Origin of the sequence: Paenibacillus massiliensis 2301065 = DSM 16942 (assembly GCF_000377505.1) — a bacterium.
Classification (GTDB): domain Bacteria; phylum Bacillota; class Bacilli; order Paenibacillales; family Paenibacillaceae; genus Paenibacillus; species Paenibacillus massiliensis.
This window is the reverse complement of the sequence record NZ_KB898197.1, coordinates 84,016-104,412: the sequence shown is the minus strand read 5'-3', so window position 1 is coordinate 104,412 and position 20,397 is coordinate 84,016. Positions and strand designations below refer to the sequence as shown.

Annotated in this window: 15 protein-coding genes; 5 read left to right on the top strand and 10 right to left on the bottom strand. The window is 49.0% G+C overall.

The genetic code is table 11. The features are described from left to right. Positions 1-276: 276 nt before the first annotated feature. The 3 genes from D328_RS0122345 to D328_RS0122335 are packed head-to-tail and all read left to right on the top strand — an operon-like array spanning position 277 to position 2,751. Complete coding sequence (locus D328_RS0122345) at positions 277-516, top strand: FeoA family protein (RefSeq protein ID WP_018887280.1); 240 nt, start codon at positions 277-279, stop codon at positions 514-516. Further along, on the top strand, positions 513-2,534 hold the full coding sequence (feoB, locus tag D328_RS0122340; protein ID WP_018887279.1) for a ferrous iron transport protein B: 2,022 nt from the start codon (positions 513-515) through the stop codon (positions 2,532-2,534). The genes D328_RS0122345 and feoB overlap by 4 nt, the downstream gene beginning before the upstream one ends. Positions 2,535-2,568: 34 nt before the next feature. After that, a complete protein-coding gene (locus D328_RS0122335) occupies positions 2,569-2,751 on the top strand; it encodes a FeoB-associated Cys-rich membrane protein (RefSeq protein ID WP_018887278.1) in 183 nt (60 codons plus the stop codon). Positions 2,752-3,032: 281 nt separating this feature from the next. Here the strand turns inward: D328_RS0122335 and D328_RS0122330 are convergent, their stop codons facing one another. The 3 genes from D328_RS0122330 to xylA are packed head-to-tail and all read right to left on the bottom strand — an operon-like array spanning position 3,033 to position 6,699. After that, a complete protein-coding gene (locus D328_RS0122330; RefSeq protein ID WP_018887277.1) occupies positions 3,033-3,839 on the bottom strand; it encodes a class I SAM-dependent methyltransferase in 807 nt (268 codons plus the stop codon). Positions 3,840-3,869: 30 nt separating this feature from the next. Then, positions 3,870-5,369 (bottom strand): xylulokinase, encoded by a 1,500-nt coding sequence (xylB, locus tag D328_RS0122325; RefSeq protein ID WP_018887276.1) that lies wholly within the window; start codon positions 5,367-5,369, stop codon positions 3,870-3,872. Positions 5,370-5,382: 13 nt separating this feature from the next. Continuing rightward, positions 5,383-6,699 (bottom strand): xylose isomerase, encoded by a 1,317-nt coding sequence (xylA, locus tag D328_RS0122320; protein ID WP_018887275.1) that lies wholly within the window; start codon positions 6,697-6,699, stop codon positions 5,383-5,385. Positions 6,700-6,929: 230 nt separating this feature from the next. Between xylA and D328_RS0122315 the strand changes: the two genes are divergently transcribed. Then, positions 6,930-8,102, top strand: a complete 1,173-nt coding sequence (locus tag D328_RS0122315; RefSeq protein WP_018887274.1) for an ROK family transcriptional regulator — start codon at positions 6,930-6,932, stop codon at positions 8,100-8,102. A gap of 462 nt (positions 8,103-8,564) precedes the next feature. Here the strand turns inward: D328_RS0122315 and D328_RS0122310 are convergent, their stop codons facing one another. From D328_RS0122310 to trxB, 4 genes are all read right to left on the bottom strand, one after another. Beyond that, a complete protein-coding gene (locus D328_RS0122310; protein ID WP_033413546.1) occupies positions 8,565-9,917 on the bottom strand; it encodes a hypothetical protein in 1,353 nt (450 codons plus the stop codon). A 283-nt stretch (positions 9,918-10,200) separates the two neighbouring features. Continuing rightward, positions 10,201-11,484 (bottom strand): hypothetical protein, encoded by a 1,284-nt coding sequence (locus D328_RS29590; protein ID WP_018887272.1) that lies wholly within the window; start codon positions 11,482-11,484, stop codon positions 10,201-10,203. Positions 11,485-11,830: 346 nt separating this feature from the next. Then, entirely contained in the window at positions 11,831-12,067 is a 237-nt protein-coding gene (locus D328_RS0122300) for a glutaredoxin family protein (protein ID WP_018887271.1), read from the bottom strand. A 147-nt stretch (positions 12,068-12,214) separates the two neighbouring features. Beyond that, entirely contained in the window at positions 12,215-13,159 is a 945-nt protein-coding gene (trxB, locus tag D328_RS0122295) for a thioredoxin-disulfide reductase (RefSeq protein ID WP_018887270.1), read from the bottom strand. Positions 13,160-13,517: 358 nt separating this feature from the next. Here trxB and D328_RS0122290 point away from each other — a divergent pair, with 358 nt between their 5' ends. Then, positions 13,518-14,252, top strand: a complete 735-nt coding sequence (locus D328_RS0122290; protein ID WP_018887269.1) for a ZIP family metal transporter — start codon at positions 13,518-13,520, stop codon at positions 14,250-14,252. A gap of 169 nt (positions 14,253-14,421) precedes the next feature. On the opposite strand, the gene D328_RS0122285 is transcribed toward D328_RS0122290, so the two are convergent. The 3 genes from D328_RS0122285 to D328_RS0122275 form a co-directional block, all read right to left on the bottom strand. Continuing rightward, positions 14,422-16,407, bottom strand: coding sequence for a heavy metal translocating P-type ATPase (locus D328_RS0122285; protein WP_026281332.1), 1,986 nt, complete (start codon positions 16,405-16,407; stop codon positions 14,422-14,424). A 362-nt stretch (positions 16,408-16,769) separates the two neighbouring features. Further along, positions 16,770-17,660: a hypothetical protein gene (locus D328_RS0122280; RefSeq protein WP_018887267.1), complete on the bottom strand. Its 891-nt coding sequence runs from the start codon at positions 17,658-17,660 to the stop codon at positions 16,770-16,772. A gap of 242 nt (positions 17,661-17,902) precedes the next feature. Then, positions 17,903-20,227: a heavy metal translocating P-type ATPase gene (locus D328_RS0122275; protein ID WP_018887266.1), complete on the bottom strand. Its 2,325-nt coding sequence runs from the start codon at positions 20,225-20,227 to the stop codon at positions 17,903-17,905. Positions 20,228-20,397 lie beyond the last annotated feature (170 nt).

Genomic DNA, 20,397 nt, shown 5'->3' with positions numbered 1-20,397 from the left:
CATGTGCCCCCTTCCAGCTTGTCTGTTACACCTTTTATATCGGAGATTCGGCTTCATTCATGAAGTTAAGGTCATTTTACCACATAAAAGACACAATAAGCTGATTATGCGTGCTAATTTATGGAATTACTCTGTCGCATGGCACATTCCCTCACCATTTCATCATCTGGCTTCACACTGAGAGATTCATCACTGTCTGGAAAAGTGGGCTGTGCTACATTACATTCACCAAATGAATGATATTGATTCTCATTTTCGCATGAAGGGTGATTGCTGATGTCTATCGGTATTTCCTTATTGAAGCTGAAGCCCGGAAGTACTGGGCAGCTTATGTCTCTTGATGCACTCGATCCTTTGGTACACCGAAGACTCACCGATATGGGAGTAAGGACCGGAGCCACAATACGTCTTCACAAGGTCACGCCACTCGGCGGTCCGGTTATTATTGAATGCAATGGCCAACTGATTGGTCTGAGACAGAAACAAGCTGGTCATATGGAGGTCTGTCCCGCATGAATACGATTGCGTTATTCGGGAATCCGAACACCGGGAAGACTTCTCTGTTCAACAAACTAACCCGCACCTATGCGGAGACTGGGAATTGGTCTGGGGTTACCGTATCTATGAAAAGCGGGCTCCTTCGCAACAAAAGCGGGGTGCTGGTGGATCTCCCAGGACTATACTCTCTATTACCCTTTTCCCTTGATGAAGGTGTAGCCGCGCGCTATTTGCTTGAGCAGCCTCCTTCTTCCCTGATCAATATCGTGGACGCTGCTCAGCTTGAACGCAATCTGTATCTGACCGTCCAGCTGCTGGAGTACGGAGCTCCCTTGGTGCTTGGTCTCAATATGATGGATGTTGCGCGCTCCAGCGGAATTACCGTAAGCCCTGAGAAACTCTCATCCGAGCTAGGTGTCCCTGTCATACCAATGAGTGCACGCACCGGAGCAGGTAGTAAAGAGGTACTGGCTGCTGTTCATGAGAAGTCGGCCTCTATCTCTCACAAGCCGCTGCATCTGAACTATGGGCCCGAGGTAGAACAAGCAATAGACCGCATCATGGCTATCCTCCCTGACATATATAGTGCTGAATCGAGATGGCTTGCCCTCCAGCTGCTAGAGCGTAATCCTGTTGTATGGGCGGAAATAGCGGACCCTAATCTATATGCTGGAATCACGCAAATTATAACGGAATGCCAGGCAGCCCTCATGCAGGCTGACCCGACTTCCAGTACCAGTCCCGAAGCTCATCTACGCAACGTACGCGTCAACTGGATTGCTTATGTCTGTCAACAGGTCATGGTCCGCTCCACAGAACAGCGCAAGACATGGACAGAGCGAGCAGACATGATTCTAACCCATCGAGTATTTGGACTGCCACTGTTCCTGCTATTCATGTTCCTGACCTTCAAGGTTACCTTTGACTGGCTCGGCAATCCGCTCTCGGACGTGCTGGACGGCTGGATTGCTGGCGGTGTGAGCGACACGGTAACAGCCTTGCTGGAGAGCCTTGGGGCTTCCTCCTTCACTCAGGCATTAATTGTAGATGGGATTATTGCCGGGGTCGGGGGTGTATTAGTATTTACACCGCAGATTGTGCTGCTGTTCCTCATCATATCCATCGTCGAGGACTCGGGTTATATGGCCCGCGTGACCCTGCTGATGGATCGTCTGATGGAATCCGTAGGACTGAACGGGAAAGCCTTCATCCCCTTCATCATCGGCTTCGGCTGCAATGTGCCAGCGATTATGGCCGCGCGTTCGATTGAGCAGCCCAAGGAGCGCTTGCTGACTACACTGCTCGTTCCCTTCATGTCCTGCTCCGCCAGATTGCCTGTATATGCCCTGTTCGCAGGGGTGTTCTTTCGGGAGCATCAGGCATCGGTTGTAATGCTTATGTACGTGCTCGGTATCGTTCTGGCTCTGTTACTGTCCAAGACGTTCTCTGCGCTTCCCTTCGTCACCAAGGAGCCATCATTATTCGTTGTAGAGCTTCCACCATACCGCATGCCCCAGGCCCTGACGTTGTTCCGTATCACCTGGGAGAAGGTGAAGGGCTTCCTTCGCAAGGCTGGGACCATCATTCTGGCGGGCTCTGTCATCATCTGGTTCCTGTCGAATATGGGGCTGCATGGCTTCGGAAGCGAGATGGACGACAGTCTGCTCGCCATGCTCGGTGGCTGGCTGGCACCGCTACTGACACCGCTTGGCTTTGGTACCTGGCAGGCTGGGGCATCACTGGTGACCGGGTTCATGGCCAAGGAGGTCGTCGTCTCGACGATGAATATCATTTATCATGCGCCGGATATGAGCGGGCTGGAGACTAGCATACACGCGGTATTTACACCGCTGAGCGCCTTTAGCTTCATGGCATTCTTATTGCTGTATATTCCATGTCTAGCGACTGTCGGGGTCATTCACAAGGAGACTGCTTCCTTCCGCTGGACGATGATTTCGATGCTCTATCCGCTGGTAATTGCTTACGTCATATCCATGCTGATTTACCAGGGCGGGCATCTGCTGGGCTTGTCCTGAACCCATATCTTCATCGGAAAAGGAGACCTGACCCATGATTGATATTCTGATTATTGTTGCCGTACTAGGCTATTCAGGCTGGATTGGAGTACGCTTCTGGCGTAAGAGTCGTCAGGGGGCATGTGCTGGCTGTGCGTCGACTGGAGCATGTCCGGGCTGCCCTCCTGCACCTGACAAGTCAAAGAACGTGGAACATAATAGACCTGAGTCAACGTAATAGTTAAATGATATAGCAGTAGTTGTATAAGGTATTGAGCTGAGAATTGCACAAGTCTACCTAAGGCATGCTTATCGCCCCCTCATTCCTCGTGCATGCAATGATCCTTGAATATAATAGTCCTTGGACTGGTCCCAACACCAAAATCAGCGACAGCCATGGGTGAGTATATCCCCCAGACTGTCGCTGATTTGTTGTACTAACAATCGAAGCTACTTCAACAATGGCCTCTCAATGATGTTGCTCCTCATAACTGGCACTCGAATCCATTTCCTGTTCACTTATAGCTTCCTTGCTTTCATTACAAAAGTTACAGGAAGCATCTTTGCTTTTTTGGCAAAATCACTGTCACTTGACTGTATGATGTCATCATCAGATTCCTCAATCATTTGCTCAATGACAAATCCCGCTTTTGCCAACGCATTCACATAAGTGGATAGTTTGCGATCTGATAAGGTTAGCTTACCTTCGTCAAGGGATACCGAATACCAGGATTCATCGAAATAACACTTTTTAAACGCAAGCATGTCATTCTCTGCAACAACACATTTGTGTATAGGGTGAGACCAACTGAAGATCAATATGCCATCTTTTTTCAGGTAAGAAGCAATCCTGCATAAAGTCCCCTCAAGGTCGGTAGTCCAGCCTATGGCATAAATCGAATACACAAAGTCAAAGTAATCCGCTGGTATGCCGCATTCCGCTTCCATGGGAGAACAAATTAATTGTGCCGAGAGACCGCACCCCGTCAAATGTGCCCTTGTCTTCTCGATCTGGTTCTCTGACATATCCATGCCCCATAGTTCGGATGCTTTGCGCTCCCCGAGATATTGCAAGGATTGACCGCTTCCACAGCCGATCTCCAGCACCTTTTTTCCTGTGACATCCCCAAAAAGCTGACACTTTTCTTCTGTGACAAATGCTCCATAAAAAGGAAGTGCGGTTGTCCCCAGGACATCATTTCCTTTGGTATCCCAGAACAAGCTGTTTGTCTGATGAACCACTTTCGTATCCATGTCGACCGAGATGGCAATGCCAACCTCGCCAGCCCCTATAATATTAGTTCTATTCGAAGAATTCTTCTTCATCTAGACATCCTTCCGAGCATATTCCCCAGCTCATCGGTGGGAAGACAATCCATCATTCAGAGCACGGGTCGCAGGGTATACTTCCTTATACAGGGCATACAAAAGATCATACTGATCTGCCGTCTCCGATCGCGGCGAGAATCGTCTGGCCGGACGAATGAACTCCTGCGCACAAGCCTGTAGTGAGTCGAACCAGCCAGCACCGTACGCAGCCAGCATGGCAGCGCCAAGCGCAGGCCCCTGCTCACTTTCGAGCTTGATCACGTCAGCCCGGAAGATATCCGCTTGCATCTGCAGCCATATATCACTACGGGCACCGCCGCCAATCGAGATTACCTCGTTCACCGTTTTGCCCGTCGCACGCAGGATATCAATGGACTCCCGGAGCGAGAAGGTAATCCCCTCCAATACGGCTCTGGTGAAATGAGGCAGCTTATGCCCGGCGTCCATGCCGATAAAGCTTCCGCGTATATTCGCATCCGGGTGCGGTGTCCGCTCCCCTACAATATACGGTGTGAACAGCAGTCCTCCGCTCCCTGGACGAACATCTCCAGTGGCGGCCAGCAGCTCCTCGAATGGCTGCCCCGGAGCAAAGGTCTCCTTGAACCACTGCAGGCTGTAGCCCGCGGCCAGAGTCACACCCATAATGTAGAACGCATCCTTTTCACTATGATTGAAAAAGTGCGCCTTCCCCTCCAGCTGAATGTGCTTGCGTTCCTCGTAAGACAGCACGACCCCGGAGGTGCCGATGCTGCACATCGTCTGGCCCTCCTGTAGAATCCCTGCACCAATCGCGCCGCACGCATTATCGGCTCCACCAGCGAAGATAGCCGTATCAGCAGCAAGTCCGGTCTGCTCGGACCATTCAGGCAACAATCCGCCAGTCTGATCGAAGGACTCCACGAGTGGCGGGAACAGACTGAGCGGCAGCTGGAACGCCTCAGCGATGGCTTCACTCCAGTGCTTCGCCCCCACCTCTAGCAGCAGGGTTCCTGCTGCGTCGGAGTACTCCATAGCGAGCTCGCCTGTCAGCCGATAGCGTACATAATCCTTCGGCAGCATAAAATGTGCTGCCTGTGCCAGCAGCTCTGGCTCATGCTCCTGCACCCATAGCAGCTTGGGCAGCGTGAAGCCTTCCAGCGCACGGTTTCGAGCCAGCTCCAGCAAGCTTGCCCCCAGCTTCTCTTCAATACGGCGGCATTGGGCTGTGGTCCGCGTATCGTTCCACAATATTGCATTTCGCAGCACCTGGCCTTGCTCATCCACAAGCACAAGACCATGCATTTGTCCGGAGAAGCTGATGCCTTCTACGCTATCAGGCGCAATGCCAGCACCTTCTACCAGTCTGCGCAGGGATGCAATCGTACCCCTTACCCAGTCTTCGGGACGCTGCTCGCTGTAGCCTGCTTGCGGCTGTAGCAGCTCATAAGATTCCGAGGTCTCATAAGCTACCTGTCCGCTTGGGGTCACAAGTACCGTCTTGACGCTGCTTGTGCCAAGGTCTACACCAATAACATATCGCTCCTTCATCATAGGTAGCTCCTTAATCGGCCAGAATATATTGGTTCAGCTTCGCCTTCAGCCATTCCTGACGTCCGGATTCATTGCGGCGTGGATTCTCGTTGTTCAGGGCGTATTCAGCAAGTGAAGCCAAGGTTGCCTTGCCAGCTACGACATCAGCACCAATACCTTCCTTGAAGCTGCTATAACGCTTCTCAATGAACTCCTCCAGTACGCGATCCTCAATCAGCTTGGCAGCGACCTTCAGTCCTTTCGCATACGTATCCATTCCTGCGATATGAGCCAGGAACAGATCCTCTGCCTCGAAGGATGCACGTCTTACTTTGGCGTCAAAGTTAATGCCACCTTTACCGAGCCCATCATTCATCAGCACCTCATACATGGTGAGCGTAGCATCATAGATGTCTACCGGGAATTCATCGGTATCCCAGCCAATGAGCAGATCTCCCTGATTGGCATCCAGCGAGCCCAGCATGCCGTTAATACGAGCTACACGCATTTCATGATTGAACGTATGGCCAGCCAGCGTCGCATGGTTCGCTTCCAGGTTCAGCTTGAAGTGCTTATCCAGATCATATTTTTGCAGGAATGCAATCGTCGTAGCCGCATCGTAATCATATTGGTGCTTGGTTGGCTCCTTCGGCTTCGGCTCAATCAGGAATTGTGCATCGAAGCCAATCTCCTTGGCATAATCCACTGCGAGGTGGAACATACGCGCCAGATTATCCAGCTCCAGCTGCATGTCTGTGTTCAGCAGTGTCTCATAGCCTTCACGTCCGCCCCAGAAGACATAGTTCTCTGCACCAAGACGCTTACCCACCTCAAGACCCTTCTTGATCTGAGCCGCTGCATGTGCGTATACATCCGCATTACAGGTCGTAGCTGCACCATGCACATAACGTGGATTCGAGAACATGTTCGCTGTGTTCCAGAGGAGCTTTTTGCCCGTTGCTTTCATTTGCTGCTCGATCAGATCGACGATGGTATCCAGATTGCTATGGAATTCCTTCAGGGAAGCGCCCTCAGGTGCAATGTCCACATCATGGAATGCAAAATACGGGAGGTTCAGCTTCTCCATTAATTCGAAGGCAGCCTCTACACGAGCCTTGGCCAGCTCCATTCCTGTCAGATGATCCCACGGACGAACGGCTGTATTTACACCAAACGGGTCACTACCGCCAGCTGTCAGCGTATGCCAATAGGCCATGCTGAATTTGAAGTGCTCCTCCATCGTCTTGCCTGCTACGACTTCCTCAGGATTGTACCATTTGAATGCATATGGATTAGATGAGTTCTTGCCTTCGTAGTTTACTTTTGAAACGTTTTCAAAGTATGCCATAATGTTGACGCCTCCCCAGATTTGTCAGGATTTAATTAGCTTCCCGGACGATCCGGGAGCATTTACACCGTTATACTAACACAACCCATCAAACTTTGTCTATTGCTTAAACTAAGTTTATTTTTTATGATAGAGACACTATTTGTTGAAATGGTTTCGGGCATTATTGCCATGGTAAGCCAAGCTACTAAAGCCATAAAGAACACGTTAACGAACAGGATGTGTACACGATGAAGGTTACAGGTGATCAGGCACTTGTCAAAAAAATAAATAAATCCATTGTGCTGGATACGATTCGGCAGTATGCTCCCTTGTCACGCGTGCAGGTGTCACAGCGAACCGGCTTGAACAAAGCCACGGTATCCAACCTCGTAGCCGAGCTAATTACGGAGGATTTGATTCAAGAGATGGGGCCAGGTGAATCCAGTGGAGGGCGCAAGCCGTTGCTGTTGCTGTTCAATGGTCGTTCTGGCTTCGCCATCGGTCTGGAGCTGAGCGTCAGCTATCTCAAGGGAGTACTGACGGATCTGCACGGGCATGTAGAGGCTGAGCAGTCCCTCCCGCTGGAGCGTACAGACTATCCGTCGGTATTGGAATATATTCAGGCGATGGTGCGCCAGCTATCAGCGCTTGCTCCTTCTTCAAGACATGGCATTGTTGGTGTTGGTATAGGAGTGCCGGGGATGGTCGATGCCGATGGTACAGTACTATTCGCTCCCAATCTGGGCTGGGAAGAGGTGCCTCTTGGACAACAGCTGGCGGCAGAGCTCCAGATGCCCGTACTTGTAGACAATGAAGCTAATGCCGGAGCACAAGGTGAGCTACATTACGGGATGGCTGGCGAGGAAGGCTATGGTACAAGGAATCTGGTCTACATCAGTGTAGGCTCAGGGATTGGATCGGGCATCATTATGGATGGCAAGCCGTACAAAGGATCATGGGGTTATGCCGGGGAGACAGGTCACATGTCGATTGACTGGGATGGGCTTCGCTGCTCCTGCGGTAGTCGGGGCTGCTGGGAGCTGTATGCGTCCGAAAGATACTACACGCGTTCGGAGCCACCATTGCCCACGCTTCACACACCAGAGCTATTACAGCATGCAAGTCATGGCAATACGCAGGTGCAGCAGCTATTTCATGAGATCGGTGCCTATATGGGAATCGGGATTACGAATATTGTGAACAGCTTCAATCCAGAGCTGATTATCATCGGAGGAAATCTATCCGAGGCTCGCGCATGGCTGGAAACGCCGTTGCAGGATATTGTCGCGGAGCGTACACTTCCCTACCATCGTCGGGAGCTGAACATTCGTTTCGCCCAGCTTGGCAGCCGCTCCACTATGCTCGGTGCAGCCTATACGGCGATCTCTGCGTATTTGGGGCATGTTCGGGTGTCGCTATAGTACCTTGACCAAATCATATGGGAGTGTAGAGCCGCTGCAAGCGGGGAGCCCTGTCGACCGCTGTTAAGCCTACTGTTCTTTTGATCGAACATAACAAGCAGATGAACAGTACGCTTAAAGGCGGACACTTCGTTTCTCTAGGGCTTCCCCGCTTTCCGCTAACTACTACGCTCTCCAGATCATTTAACATGAATAAGTTTCAGCCAAAGCAATAGCTGTGTCTGTAAGAAATAGAAATTAGCTAAACGTTCTAGTGGGTGACCACGATAAGAGTTCAATGGATAATATCCACTGGATTTAGGCCACCAGCCTATCGCTGATGACCCTTCTTGCTATTAACCACCGTGATGCTCAGTTTGAGGTGTTATTACAACTCCTTTTGAAATAATCGGAGGCGTTGTAATAATAATCATTGTGCATAATAGTAAAACAGACATACTAGCTAATTTCTTCATTTAAAATTCACTCCTCTGTAACCAGTAAACGATAATCATTGCATAAATCATTTGACGCACTCTGCCTATAACGTTCAAACAATTTCATACAATTAAGTATGCATTTTTCATTGTTAATTGCAATTGAATTTCTTAAACTCAACATTAAATCACGAAAACCCCAGTTGTATTCTTCCCTTTGTAAGTAATAGAAAGCCAACTCATATAATAATTTGGTGACTCGCTCACTAATATATTGTTGTGTGTATACACCCGCATCGAATTTGCGATGGACAATTTGCTCAATTACACTACTATATTGATTTAAAACATCCTTCACATCAAATCCATACTTGTTAGCAGCCTGGATAATGTTTAGAAGCCCCGGAAGTAACTCCTCGTTCCTGACATTTAAATAATCCAAATATTTTGGAATAACGTTCGTATCACCAGACATGAGAAGAGTGACATAAGTGTTCACCTCAGCCCACTCTATAAATAAACCTTTCCAACGTAACGTCTCCACATCCGTCTCACGTACCCATGATAAATCGGAATACTGTCTAATATAGACTAAGGCTTGCTCATGATTCTCCCACTCGGCATGGGCATTCGCCGTTAATAGGTTCGCTAAAGCAATGTAGTAAAATAAAGGCTTCTGCGTTCTGACAGGCTCCTCTTTTCTTCTCAGCTCGGTATTATGTAGCAGTTCATACATGATATTCGCCTTCTTGCCCATAATATGAGCAATATTTGCTACCTTATCCCACTTTCTCAGTGAGCGATAAGCATTAGCTAAATCCCGCAGCGCGTCCAATTGTTCCATCTCATCAAGACGCTCTACATAAGGCTCAAAATGAATTGCCGCCTCCAGATTCTTCCCCTGGTCCTCACCCAATCGCAGCGTGAAGAGTCGATACTGACATAGGGCAAGTCTCTCTGAATGCTGACTGCGTTCACTGAGGGCCACACCTTCATACAACAGGGCTGCTGCTGCAAGCTCCCCAAGATCCCTCAACTCCTCAGCCGTCTCAAATAGCAAAGGGGAATAGGTCAGGTTATCCAACAGCAAATTAACGATGCGCTGAGTACAATCCAGACGATTCAACTCCGCACAGCGAAATAATAACGGCTTCAGCCTGCGCCAGTTCGGAGGTGCATCTACCATAGATTCTTGTATGTATTGCGAATAAAAATACCCTTCCTCCAGCCCCATGACTGAAGTTACCCGATCAAGCTGATCAACAGCAATGAGCTTATGGCCATTAAGAATAGAGCTGATCGTCCCTGGATTCAGCCCTGTCTGTCTTCCTAGCTGGCTAACCTTGAATTGTTGCTGATCCATGAATTGCTCAATCTCTGAACGTATTGTGCTCGTCATCTCCAAAGTAACCACCCCTTAGCTATTAAGGAAGCGTAAACGCTTTGAAATCCATATAATACACTACAAATACAATCCGAAGTTATTATGTAATATTTTTACTTTTATTCACCAAGTATAGCACATGGGATAAGTTGGTCAATACTGAACCTCACACCAACAACGATTTAAATACAAAAAAAAGCCAGCACGTTCATAGCTCTGGCTTTAGTCTGTGTACAGCAATGATTTAAAATCGGAAGCCTATCCAAGTAACACTTATAGAAGTTCTACATGTGTAAGACTAATGAGCATCTGGTGTGTCATTATCTATACCAGAAGTCAGCATGTCTAACAGCATATGATACCTGAGAAGAGATTGCTCATTATTCAACGTCGTATACTTTTTCCAGACCTCGATATACTCCTTCGCTTTTAAGAAATCTCTCCTACCAATGTAGTACATTGCTAATTCGTAGAACAACAGAGACATTCGATCGTTAAAATACTGTTTCGTATACACCCCTAGATCACTATCTTGGCTCTGTAATGTTAAATGGCTGATGGCTAGATTGATCTTCTCTATATACATTTCCAAATCAAAGCCATACTTATTGGCAGCTTCTAAAATATTGTTAATTCCAGATAACAATTCCTGCTTCTTACTCTGAAGGTAGTTCAGATAAGAAGGAATAACAGACACATCACCTGACAATAACTTACATACATGAATATTGACCTCAGCCCACTCTTTAAATTGATTCTTCCAATACAATGTTTCCTTATCAGTCTCTCTTACCCAAGATAAATCTTCATACAATCTAATATATCGAAGCGCCCCTTCAAAATCTTCTTTTTCCAATACAACATTGCACATTAACAAGTTTGAGAAAGCTATGTAATAAAATATAGGTCTACTTGCGTGCTTCGGCTGCTCCCGTCTTTTCAGCTCAGGATTATGGGACAGATCGTACAGAATACTTGCCTTTGTTCTTAGCATTAGCACTAAATCCTGCACTTTATCCCATCTGCGCAAAGAGCGATAAATATTAGCCAAATCCCGCAACGCATCCAATTGCTCAATCTCATCTAGACGCTCTACGTAAGGCTCGAACTGGATCGCCGCCTCCAGATTACGTGCCTGATCCTCACTCAGCTTGAGAGTGAAGAGACGATACTGGCACACGGCAAGCCGCTCAGAATGCTGTCGCAACTCACTCTGAGCTATGCCTTCATACAATATCGAGGCCGCCTCCCCCTGCTGCATCTGATACATATCCTCTGCCGTCTCGAATAGCAAAGCGGAATACATCAGGTTATCCAATAGTAAATTAACAATTTGCCTTATACAATCAAGCAGATTCAGCTCCACGCAGCGATACAATAAAGGTCTTATTCGGCGCCAATTCGGTGGCGTATCGACCATGGATTCCTGAATATACCGTGAGTAATAGTGTCCTTGTGGCAATCCCATAACCGAGGTGATCCGGTCAAGCTGATCAACAGCGATGAGCTTGTGGCCGTTCAATACGGAGCTAACTGTACCCACGTTCAGGCCACTGAGCCTGCTTAATGTCGTAATATTCATTCCTTGCTCCCTCATATAGCACTCTATCTCTGAACGTATTACCGTCATTTGCTCCACCCAGTGCCTACCTCACCCTCTTATAAAATAAATTACCACCCGCAAAAGACAATTGATTAATAATTCATATAATTCAAAGTTATTATGTAACATATTTACTTTTTCTCATCGAATGCGATTACGACACCATGAAACATCCGCAGAGACTGTCGCATGCCAAATAGATATATTTTATACATTTCTCAGACATGTCTGTGTCCGCACACAAAAAAAGCCAGCACTCCTAAGAGTAACTGGCTTCTGTATAGATTGGGCCCTTTGCCGCTTCTCAGCAAAAGCTCTTACCTTATTAACCTTCTGGGTTCAGCACCTTGTTGAATTGGGTCTTGTTCATACCAGAGATACGAGCATCCCCGATCAAGGTCAGGGGTACTGCACGAATTCCCATATCCCACACCTCTTGTGCATAAGCGTCATTCGTCTCAATGTTGCGTTCCTCGAATTCCACGCCTTGCTCGGTCAGGAAGCTCTTCACCTGTTTGCAGTGCGGGCAGTTGCTGGATGTATATACGATCGCTTTTTCCATCGAAATCACCTCATCATTAGATTTGTAAAAAATATTCCCTCCAAGAGCTCCAATGCTCCGGATGAATGCCTCGAACAAATGTCTTAGCACTATTGTAAAACATGGCCAATCAACGTTTCAAGCCAGCCTGTAATAACCTACAACAACTTACAGCGTTACCGAGCTGTGCTCCAGGCTTTCAATATATTTCTCAGCATCCATTGCAGCCATACATCCACTACCTGCAGCAGTGATTGCTTGTCTGTAGCGAGTATCCTGTACGTCACCACAAGCGAATACGCCCGGAATGTTCGTCTCGGAGGTGCCTGCCTTCGTTACAATATAACCATTCTCATCCGTAGTAATCTGACCGTTCAGGAAGCCTGTATTCGGATGATGTCCAATCGCTACGAACACACCGCTTGCTTCCAGCAGCTCTTCCTCACCTGTCTCGTTGTTCTTCATACGCAGTCCGGTTACGCCGCCATTCTCTTGAGCAACGACTTCCAGCGGTGTACGGTTGAGCGCCCATTCGATCTTCTCGTTAGCACGTGCACGATCCTGCATGATCTTGGAAGCACGCAGCTCTTCACGACGGTGAACCAGCGTTACTTTGGAAGCAAAGCGAGTCAGGAAGTTCGCTTCCTCCAGCGCGGAATCTCCACCGCCCACCACGATGATCTCTTTGTTGCGGAAGAAGAACCCATCACAGGTTGCACATGTGCTGACACCACGTCCAATGTTCGTTTGCTCTCCAGGGATACCCAGATATTTTGCAGTTGCACCCGTGGACAGAATGAGGGTATCGGTTACGAGCTCACCCAGACCTTCGACCTCCAGCTTGAATGGGCGGCTCGACGTATCGACCTTGTTGACCCATCCTGTACGGAACTCCGCACCAAAGCGCTCTGCTTGCTGACGCATGTTTTCCATCAGCTCAGGGCCCATGATTCCTTCCGGGAAGCCTGGGAAGTTCTCAACCTCAGTAGTGGTGGTCAATTGACCGCCAGGCTGTGGGCCCTCAATGACGAGTGGGCTCATGTTCGCACGAGCCAGATAGATTGCTGCTGTCAGACCCGCAGGTCCTGTACCGATAATGATAGATTTATACATAAGATCAACCTCCAATATGTGAATTAAGGAAAGACAAGCTACATGGATGAGCACCCTCGGCATATACTAGGTAAGGGCCCGAGCAGGAAAGCTCGAATCTTTATCTATGGCTGGATGCAGGCTACTCTCTAATTACGTTTGAACTACTTTTGAACAAAAGTCTAGGTTGAAATAGCCATTTCCTACTGTTGTAGTTTATAATCATTCTAATGTGTAACTTAATTATGCGGAATAGGAGAGAAAAGGTCAAATGAAGTTTTCATGAAGCAATCTAGTATGAAGTAATTAAATATTGAACAATTAATTATGGAATCTCGAAATTATTTATATAAGTACTTGGGGAGGTCTTGTCCGTCAAATGAATGATGTATTTATCGGTAGCTTCATTTCAGCGATGTCTACCGGACTCGGAGCTATACCTATTCTGTTCATGAAGCGGGTCACGCATCGCCTGCGTGATATCCTGCTGGCCTATGCGGCTGGCATTATGACCTCAGCTTCTGTATTCAATCTGATTCCGGAGTCCTTGAATCAATCTAATTTTTTGGTGCTGTCGTTAGGTGTGCTACTGGGAGCTGTTGTACTGCTTGTACTGGAAATGTATATCCCTCACGTGGATTTGGAGGACCCGACCCAGCCGCAGATCTTCCAGCTGGAGTCCAAGGCCTTCATGATCATCGCTGCAATCACCTTGCATAACCTGCCTGAAGGGCTATCTGTAGGTGTGAGCTATGCGAGCGAGAATGAGAGTCTCGGGAATCTGATCGCACTGTCAATCGGATTACAGAATGCTCCTGAGGGCTTCCTCGTTGCCCTCTTTCTGGTGCATCAGAATATCGGACGATTCAAGGCACTTGGTATCGCCACATTGACGGGTGCCGTCGAGATCATTACGAGTCTCATTGGCTATTATCTTAGTTCCTTCGTTGCCGGGCTGGTGCCTTACGGACTCGCCTTTGCAGCCGGTGCAATGATGTTCATCGTCTACAAGGAGCTGATCCCGGAGAGTCATGGGGACGGCAACCAGCGCGTTGCGACCATCTCATTCATCCTGGGATTGCTAACGATGATCGGTCTAACGGTACTGCTATAGCTAATCGGAGATATACCAATGCTATTGAAAATCTCCTACCAACCGTCAGCTGTCTTCTAACTACATCACGCTTCTCCCGGATACTGACTGCGGATACTAGCTGCAAAAAAACGCTACTGACATCGAACCGTCAGTAGCGTTTTTGGCGTAACATGTGTTGTCTCCTGCTTCATTGATTCGTTCCCTGTGAGACAGGTCGCAGCAGTCTTAGACCATTCAAGATCACAAGCAGTGTACTGCCCTCGTGTCCGATTACGCCCAGCGGGAGCGCAATATTCTCCAGGAAGTTCGCCGTGATGAGGATTAGAATGACCAGAATCGCAAAGATCATGTTCTGCTTCACGATACGTGCAGCGCGGCGAGCTACGATAATCGTGGAGGCAATCTCCTCAATGCCATCATTCATCAAAACCACATCAGCCACCTCCAGCGCAGCACCACTGCCATTCATGCCCATCCCCAATCCCACTGTAGCAGCGGCTAAAGCCGGGGCATCATTGACACCATCCCCCACCATCACGACATGACCATGCTGCTCTCGCAGCTGCCGCACATGCTCCACCTTTTGCTCCGGCGTCAGTCCGCCATATACCCAATCCACTCCTGCCTCTCGTGCAATGACAGCTGCGGTGTCGGGATGATCGCCCGATAGCATCGCTACCTTTACCCCAATGGCACGTAGACGTTGTATTGCTTCTCGGGCCTGTGGGCGCAGTTCATCCCGTGCTCCAATCAGACCAACAAGGGCATCCTCCCGCAAAATAACAGATACCGTCTTGCCCTCCTGCTCCAGCTTCGTTCGAAGCTCCTGCCAGTGCGGAGCCAGGTTCGGCAGCTGCGTCAGCACGTCAGAGCGACCAATCTTCCATTCGATTCCCTCTACTCGACCTTCCATCCCCCAGCCGGTAATAGACCTCACTTGCTCGGCCTCAGGCAGCTCCAGCCCTTCCTCTTCAGCCTTAGCTACGACTGCCTTGGCCAGCGGATGCTTGGACAGACTTTCGATCGCTGCTACAGCGGTCATGGTGTCCTGGCGATCGAAGCCATCTGCCGTGAACCAGTCTGTAACCTGTGGAGCCCCCTTAGTCAATGTTCCCGTCTTATCAAAGGCCACCACGGAGGTCAGAGCCATATTTTCCATGTGGCTACCGCTTTTGAACAGAATCCCACGTCTTGCCCGGTTGGAGATAGCTGACAGCGTGGCAGGCATAATCGAAGATACCAGCGCACAGGGGGATGCCACCACGAGAAATACCATCGCCTTGTAAAAAGTCTCTTGCCAGCTCCAGCCGAACAGCAGCGGTGCCAGAGCAAGGATCAGCACCGTAATCGCCACTACAGCCTTGGCATATATCCCCTCGAACCGCTTAATGAAGCGCTGGGATTGCGGAACCTCTGTCTTGGCTTCCTCTACCAGCTTGACGATCTTGGCGAATACCGATCCCTCTGATGAGCGACTAACCTCCACATACAGTACACCCTCTCCATTCACGGTCCCCGCATATACTTCGGCTCCAATCGTCTTGTCAATGGGTACAGATTCTCCCGTAATGGATGACTGATTCACAGCGGAGCGACCGCGGTCGATGATGCCATCTGCTGGAATCAGCTCTCCTGGACGAACAAGGATGAGATCGCCAGGGATCAGTTGTTCAATCGAGACCAGCTCCATCCCTTCGTCTGTCATTCGGACAGCAGTCTCAGGCTGAAGCGCCACCAACTGCGATATATCCCGGCTGCTACGCTCATTCGTCAGGCTCTCCAGGGCTCCGCTCAGGGCAAAGATAAAGATAAGCATTGCCCCTTCGTTCCAGTAGCCGATGGCAGCAGCTCCAAGTGAGGCAGCAATCATGAGCAGATTCACATCCAGATCCCGTTCCTGTAGCAGTGTCTCCAGACCTTCCCGAGCCTTGGACCACCCACCGAGAGTATAAGATACGATATAGAGCGCTACAGACAACCAATAGGAGTAGCCCGTTACTCCCCATGCAATCAGCATAAGTGCCCCACTACCCAATGCTGCCTGCATCTCCTTGTTGCGAATCAGAGCTTGCATTCGAGAGCCTGGCTGTGGTCCTGATCCCGGACGGCCCAGTTGGGCTTTCTTGGTGTCCTCTTTCTGTGGACGTACGATTCCTTTGTTAATAGCTTGCATGACCATCACGATCCTTTCTGTCCAATCATAATTCTGTCCTTAATGAGAATGAGAGCCATTGTTAGTCCCCTGAAAATGACACATGCTGCACCGATATGAACCGGTGCAGCATGTCAGACAATGAGAATGATAATCATTGTTTACCTTATACAATTATTTTTACCAAATGCAACTTATGCAGTCATTATACGCTCCTATTGTATAGCTGTAAAGGGCAAATCGCTGAGGTGCAATATCGTATGCTACACACAGCAAAAAAGGCACACATCTCCGCGAGATGTGTGCCAAGACGGGATCATATTTTTTTCAGCGCCCATGGGCATGCCCTGCTAATGTCTCATTATAATGACGTTGTAAGCTGGTCAGGCTTGAGTAAATACACCCGGCTCGCAGATGAAGCCGTAAGCTTCACCCAGCGTCACGTCTTCAAGATAGCGCTCTATGGCACAAGGCTGCTGCCCTTTGGCCGTCGCCCATACCTTAATATGCGGCTTGATACCGCTCAGTGCATGAGCCAGCCCCGCCCACTCTCCGGCTGATGCGAGATGGTTATAGCTGCTACATGTGTCTGCAGTCGTCTTGGGGAGCCCATCCAGAATGACAAAATCTGCGATTCTCGCCATATCCACATGAATCCGTGTATAGTCGATCCCACTGTAGATGGCTCCAACCCGATACCGTACTGAGCCACGGTAGCCAAGTAGTGTCTGCCTGCTCACCTGCTCCAGCCATTCGTCCATCTGACGGAAGGTACTTATACTGTCGGGATCTGGGATCGCAATCTCCAGTTCAAGCTCCTTTCCTTGGCGAATGGAGGTCCAGGCTGCTCGTAGCAAAGCTTCGGCTTGAATATCCTGGAGCTCGCGCAACAGACCTGCCTCAGGTACCGAATGTACCAGAGCTACAGACAACGCCTGCCCGCTCAGCACAGACATGCATGAATCATATTGGGCTTCGAGTATAGCCCTCATTCTTCTTCCCCACACAAGCCGGGTATCGGGAGGCGATCCTTTGTACATTTCAACAAGCTCAAGTAGGCTCGTTGCCATGAACTGGGCATCTCCCCTGAGGAACACCCCATCTACGCTGGCGGGTACCTCAGGCCATGACGGATGAGAGAAATCCATCATATACCTGGACAGATCCATACGGATGCCTGATCGCTTACTCAGCGTGCCAGACTCCCTGACTCTAGCTACCCTGTCTTGGCCAGCATGCTCCTCAAGCCTTAATTCCCCTCGTCTTGCGCTCATGCATGCTCATCCTTTCCAACTCATATTGAATACACTAATTCACGCTGCATGATGGTTCCAATAAAGCGTTATCAGCAGCCCTAGAATTACCATATTAGCTTCCATCTTCCCTTATGCCGATTAATGGATGGATCAATAAAAGAAGGCACCGCAGCTCCCAAGAACTGCAATGCCTTCGACTCGTCAACATGAACTGACTCTTCACTACCTGCTAATTGATCTTGACGATATTAGAGAACCGTTTACCCTGTTGCGGTGGTTGGTTGATCAGATGCTCCCGTATCCTCTGTTTCAACTTTTAGCACCCTCATCACATTTAGTACGGCCAACAAAGTAACCCCTACATCAGATATGACTGCTTCCCACATCGTTGCAATACCGAAAGCCCCGAGAGTAAGAAACGCTGTCTTGACCAGCAAGGCAAAAATAATATTTTGCCATACAATCGTGCGCGTGCGCTTGGCAATTTTTATCGCATCTGCCAGTCGAGACGGCTCATCATTCATAATGACAATATCCGCTGCTTCAATAGCTGCGTCCGAGCCTAGTCCTCCCATTGCCACCCCTACATCAGCTCTTGCCAGCACCGGGGTATCATTGATCCCGTCACCTACGAACAGAATTTTCTCCTTAGTGGCCTTGCTCGCAGCCAAGCGCTCAATTTGCTCCACCTTATTCTGTGGAAGCAGCTCTGCATATACCTCATCGAGGCCTAGCTGCTCACCAACCGCCTGCCCCACTGCTTGCGCATCGCCGGTTAGCATGACTGTCTTCTTGATCCCCAGCTTCTTCAATTCAGCCAACGCCCGCGCAGAGTCCTCCTTCACCTCATCAGCGATGTTCAGATATCCTGCATAGGTGCCATCAATAGCGAGGTGTACAACCGTACCACTACTCTCTGCCTGTGTGAAGTTGATGCTCTCAAGCTTCATTAGCTTAACATTGCCTGCCAGTACCTGATGACCATCAATGACCGCTTGAATTCCGTGACCAGATATTTCGTCATATTGTGTGATACGCCCAGCTTCTAACGGATGTCCATAAGCAGAGCGTACAGATTCTGCTATAGGATGCGTGGAATGCAATTCTGCCAGTGCAGCTGTCTCCAGCAGCTCATTCTCGCTTAAGCCCTCTGCCGGATAGATGGCAGTGACTTTGAAAGTTCCCTTGGTCAATGTTCCCGTCTTATCAAATACCGCGTAGCTGACATCGTTAAGGGCCTCCAGGAAGTTTCCTCCCTTAATTAATACGCCAATTCTGGAGGCCGCACCGATCCCGCCGAAGAAGCCAAGTGGAATGGATACGACCAGCGCACAAGGGCAGGAAATCACCAGGAAGATTGTCGCGCGATAGATCCACTCCGTAAAAGTCGCATCAACAAGCACAAGCGGAGGAATGACCGCCATCAGGAGCGCAATCACGACAACTACAGGCGTATAGTATCTTGAAAATTTAGTGATGAATTTCTCGGTCGGCGCTTTCTTGCTGCTCGCGTTCTGCACCAGCTCCAAGATTTTCGATACTGTGGATTCCCCGAATTCCTTAGTAACCTCCACCGTGAGCACACCGCTCTTGTTAACCGTACCGCTCAGCACTTGTTCTCCTACATCGACACTCCGTGGCACCGATTCACCTGTGAGCGCTGAAGTATCAATCATAGACTGGCCCGAAATGACCTTACCATCAAGCGGAACCTTCTCCCCAGGCTTGATCTGAATGTGATCACCTACCTCTACCTCTTCTGGCGGGACACGGCGTACCTCTCCATTCACTAACAAATTAGCGGAGTCTGGACGGATATCAAGAAGCGAGGTAATCGATTTGCGAGAACGATTCACCGCAATTCCCTGGAACATTTCGCCTACCTGGTAAAATAGCATAACTGCCACGCCTTCAGGATATTCACCAATAGCGAACGCGGCCAGTGTGGCTACGGACATCAGGAAATACTCATCGAAAAGATTGCCTCTAAAGAGGTTCCTTATAGCCTGATAGACAATGTCACCGCCAATAATGAGATAAGCTAGTGCATAAAGAGAAAATGATGGCCAAAACTGATCGTTCAGTAAAATTCCACCAATCCCCAACACCAGCGCTGCTCCTAGACGATACAGCATCTTTCGTGTTGCACCTTCGCCGTGATCATGACTATGTCCGGCATGACCATCCCCGTCATGGACATGGCTATGATCATCGTGATCATGATCTGCATGCGAGTGTCCATCATGCTTGTGTGAATGCTCCTGGCCTGCATGGTCGTGACCAGCATGGCCAGAACTATGAGCATTTCTGTTGCTACCAGCTTTCGATCGGCGTGCGACAGCCCCGGCATCCATCATCTGAATATGAGGCTCCAGGCTCTTAACCTTTTTACGCGCTCCCTCCGCAACCGCTTCAGCCAATTCCTCTTTCATTTCCAGCGTTAACTTCTTGGTTACAAAATTCACGGAGCATGAAGTTACACCTTCGACCTTCTGTACTCCATCCTCAATCTTACGGGCACAGTTCGCACAATCCAGTCCTTCCAATATCCATTCCCGCTTGACGCTTCCTTGAGCCGTACTCATGTTAGCACCTCATCCCTTAACGAATAACATATGAGCAATTGTTCATGTTTTGGTTTATACAGTTATTATATTCACCCCTACTTTGGTAAGTCAACCACATTTGCCTGCTCAAACGGATTTTTTTCGGGAATATCAAACACATGAGCATGATGAATCATTCCTAAGAGGAC

Bases quoted from the DNA above. Each gene is read 5' to 3' on its own strand.
- xylB (WP_018887276.1), bottom strand. From the start codon at position 5,369: ATGAAGGAGCGATATGTTATTGGTGTAGACCTTGGCACAAGCAGCGTC.
- D328_RS0122335 (WP_018887278.1), top strand. From the start codon at position 2,569: ATGATTGATATTCTGATTATTGTTGCCGTACTAGGCTATTCAGGCTGG.
- xylA (WP_018887275.1), bottom strand. From the start codon at position 6,699: ATGGCATACTTTGAAAACGTTTCAAAAGTAAACTACGAAGGCAAGAAC.
- D328_RS0122330 (WP_018887277.1), bottom strand. From the start codon at position 3,839: ATGAAGAAGAATTCTTCGAATAGAACTAATATTATAGGGGCTGGCGAG.
- D328_RS0122275 (WP_018887266.1), bottom strand. From the start codon at position 20,227: ATGAGTACGGCTCAAGGAAGCGTCAAGCGGGAATGGATATTGGAAGGA.
- trxB (WP_018887270.1), bottom strand. From the start codon at position 13,159: ATGTATAAATCTATCATTATCGGTACAGGACCTGCGGGTCTGACAGCA.
- D328_RS0122310 (WP_033413546.1), bottom strand. From the start codon at position 9,917: ATGACGAGCACAATACGTTCAGAGATTGAGCAATTCATGGATCAGCAA.
- D328_RS0122300 (WP_018887271.1), bottom strand. From the start codon at position 12,067: ATGGAAAAAGCGATCGTATATACATCCAGCAACTGCCCGCACTGCAAA.
- D328_RS29590 (WP_018887272.1), bottom strand. From the start codon at position 11,484: ATGAATATTACGACATTAAGCAGGCTCAGTGGCCTGAACGTGGGTACA.
- D328_RS0122285 (WP_026281332.1), bottom strand. From the start codon at position 16,407: ATGCAAGCTATTAACAAAGGAATCGTACGTCCACAGAAAGAGGACACC.
- feoB (WP_018887279.1), top strand. From the start codon at position 513: ATGAATACGATTGCGTTATTCGGGAATCCGAACACCGGGAAGACTTCT.
- D328_RS0122280 (WP_018887267.1), bottom strand. From the start codon at position 17,660: ATGAGCGCAAGACGAGGGGAATTAAGGCTTGAGGAGCATGCTGGCCAA.
- D328_RS0122315 (WP_018887274.1), top strand. From the start codon at position 6,930: ATGAAGGTTACAGGTGATCAGGCACTTGTCAAAAAAATAAATAAATCC.
- D328_RS0122290 (WP_018887269.1), top strand. From the start codon at position 13,518: ATGAATGATGTATTTATCGGTAGCTTCATTTCAGCGATGTCTACCGGA.
- D328_RS0122345 (WP_018887280.1), top strand. From the start codon at position 277: ATGTCTATCGGTATTTCCTTATTGAAGCTGAAGCCCGGAAGTACTGGG.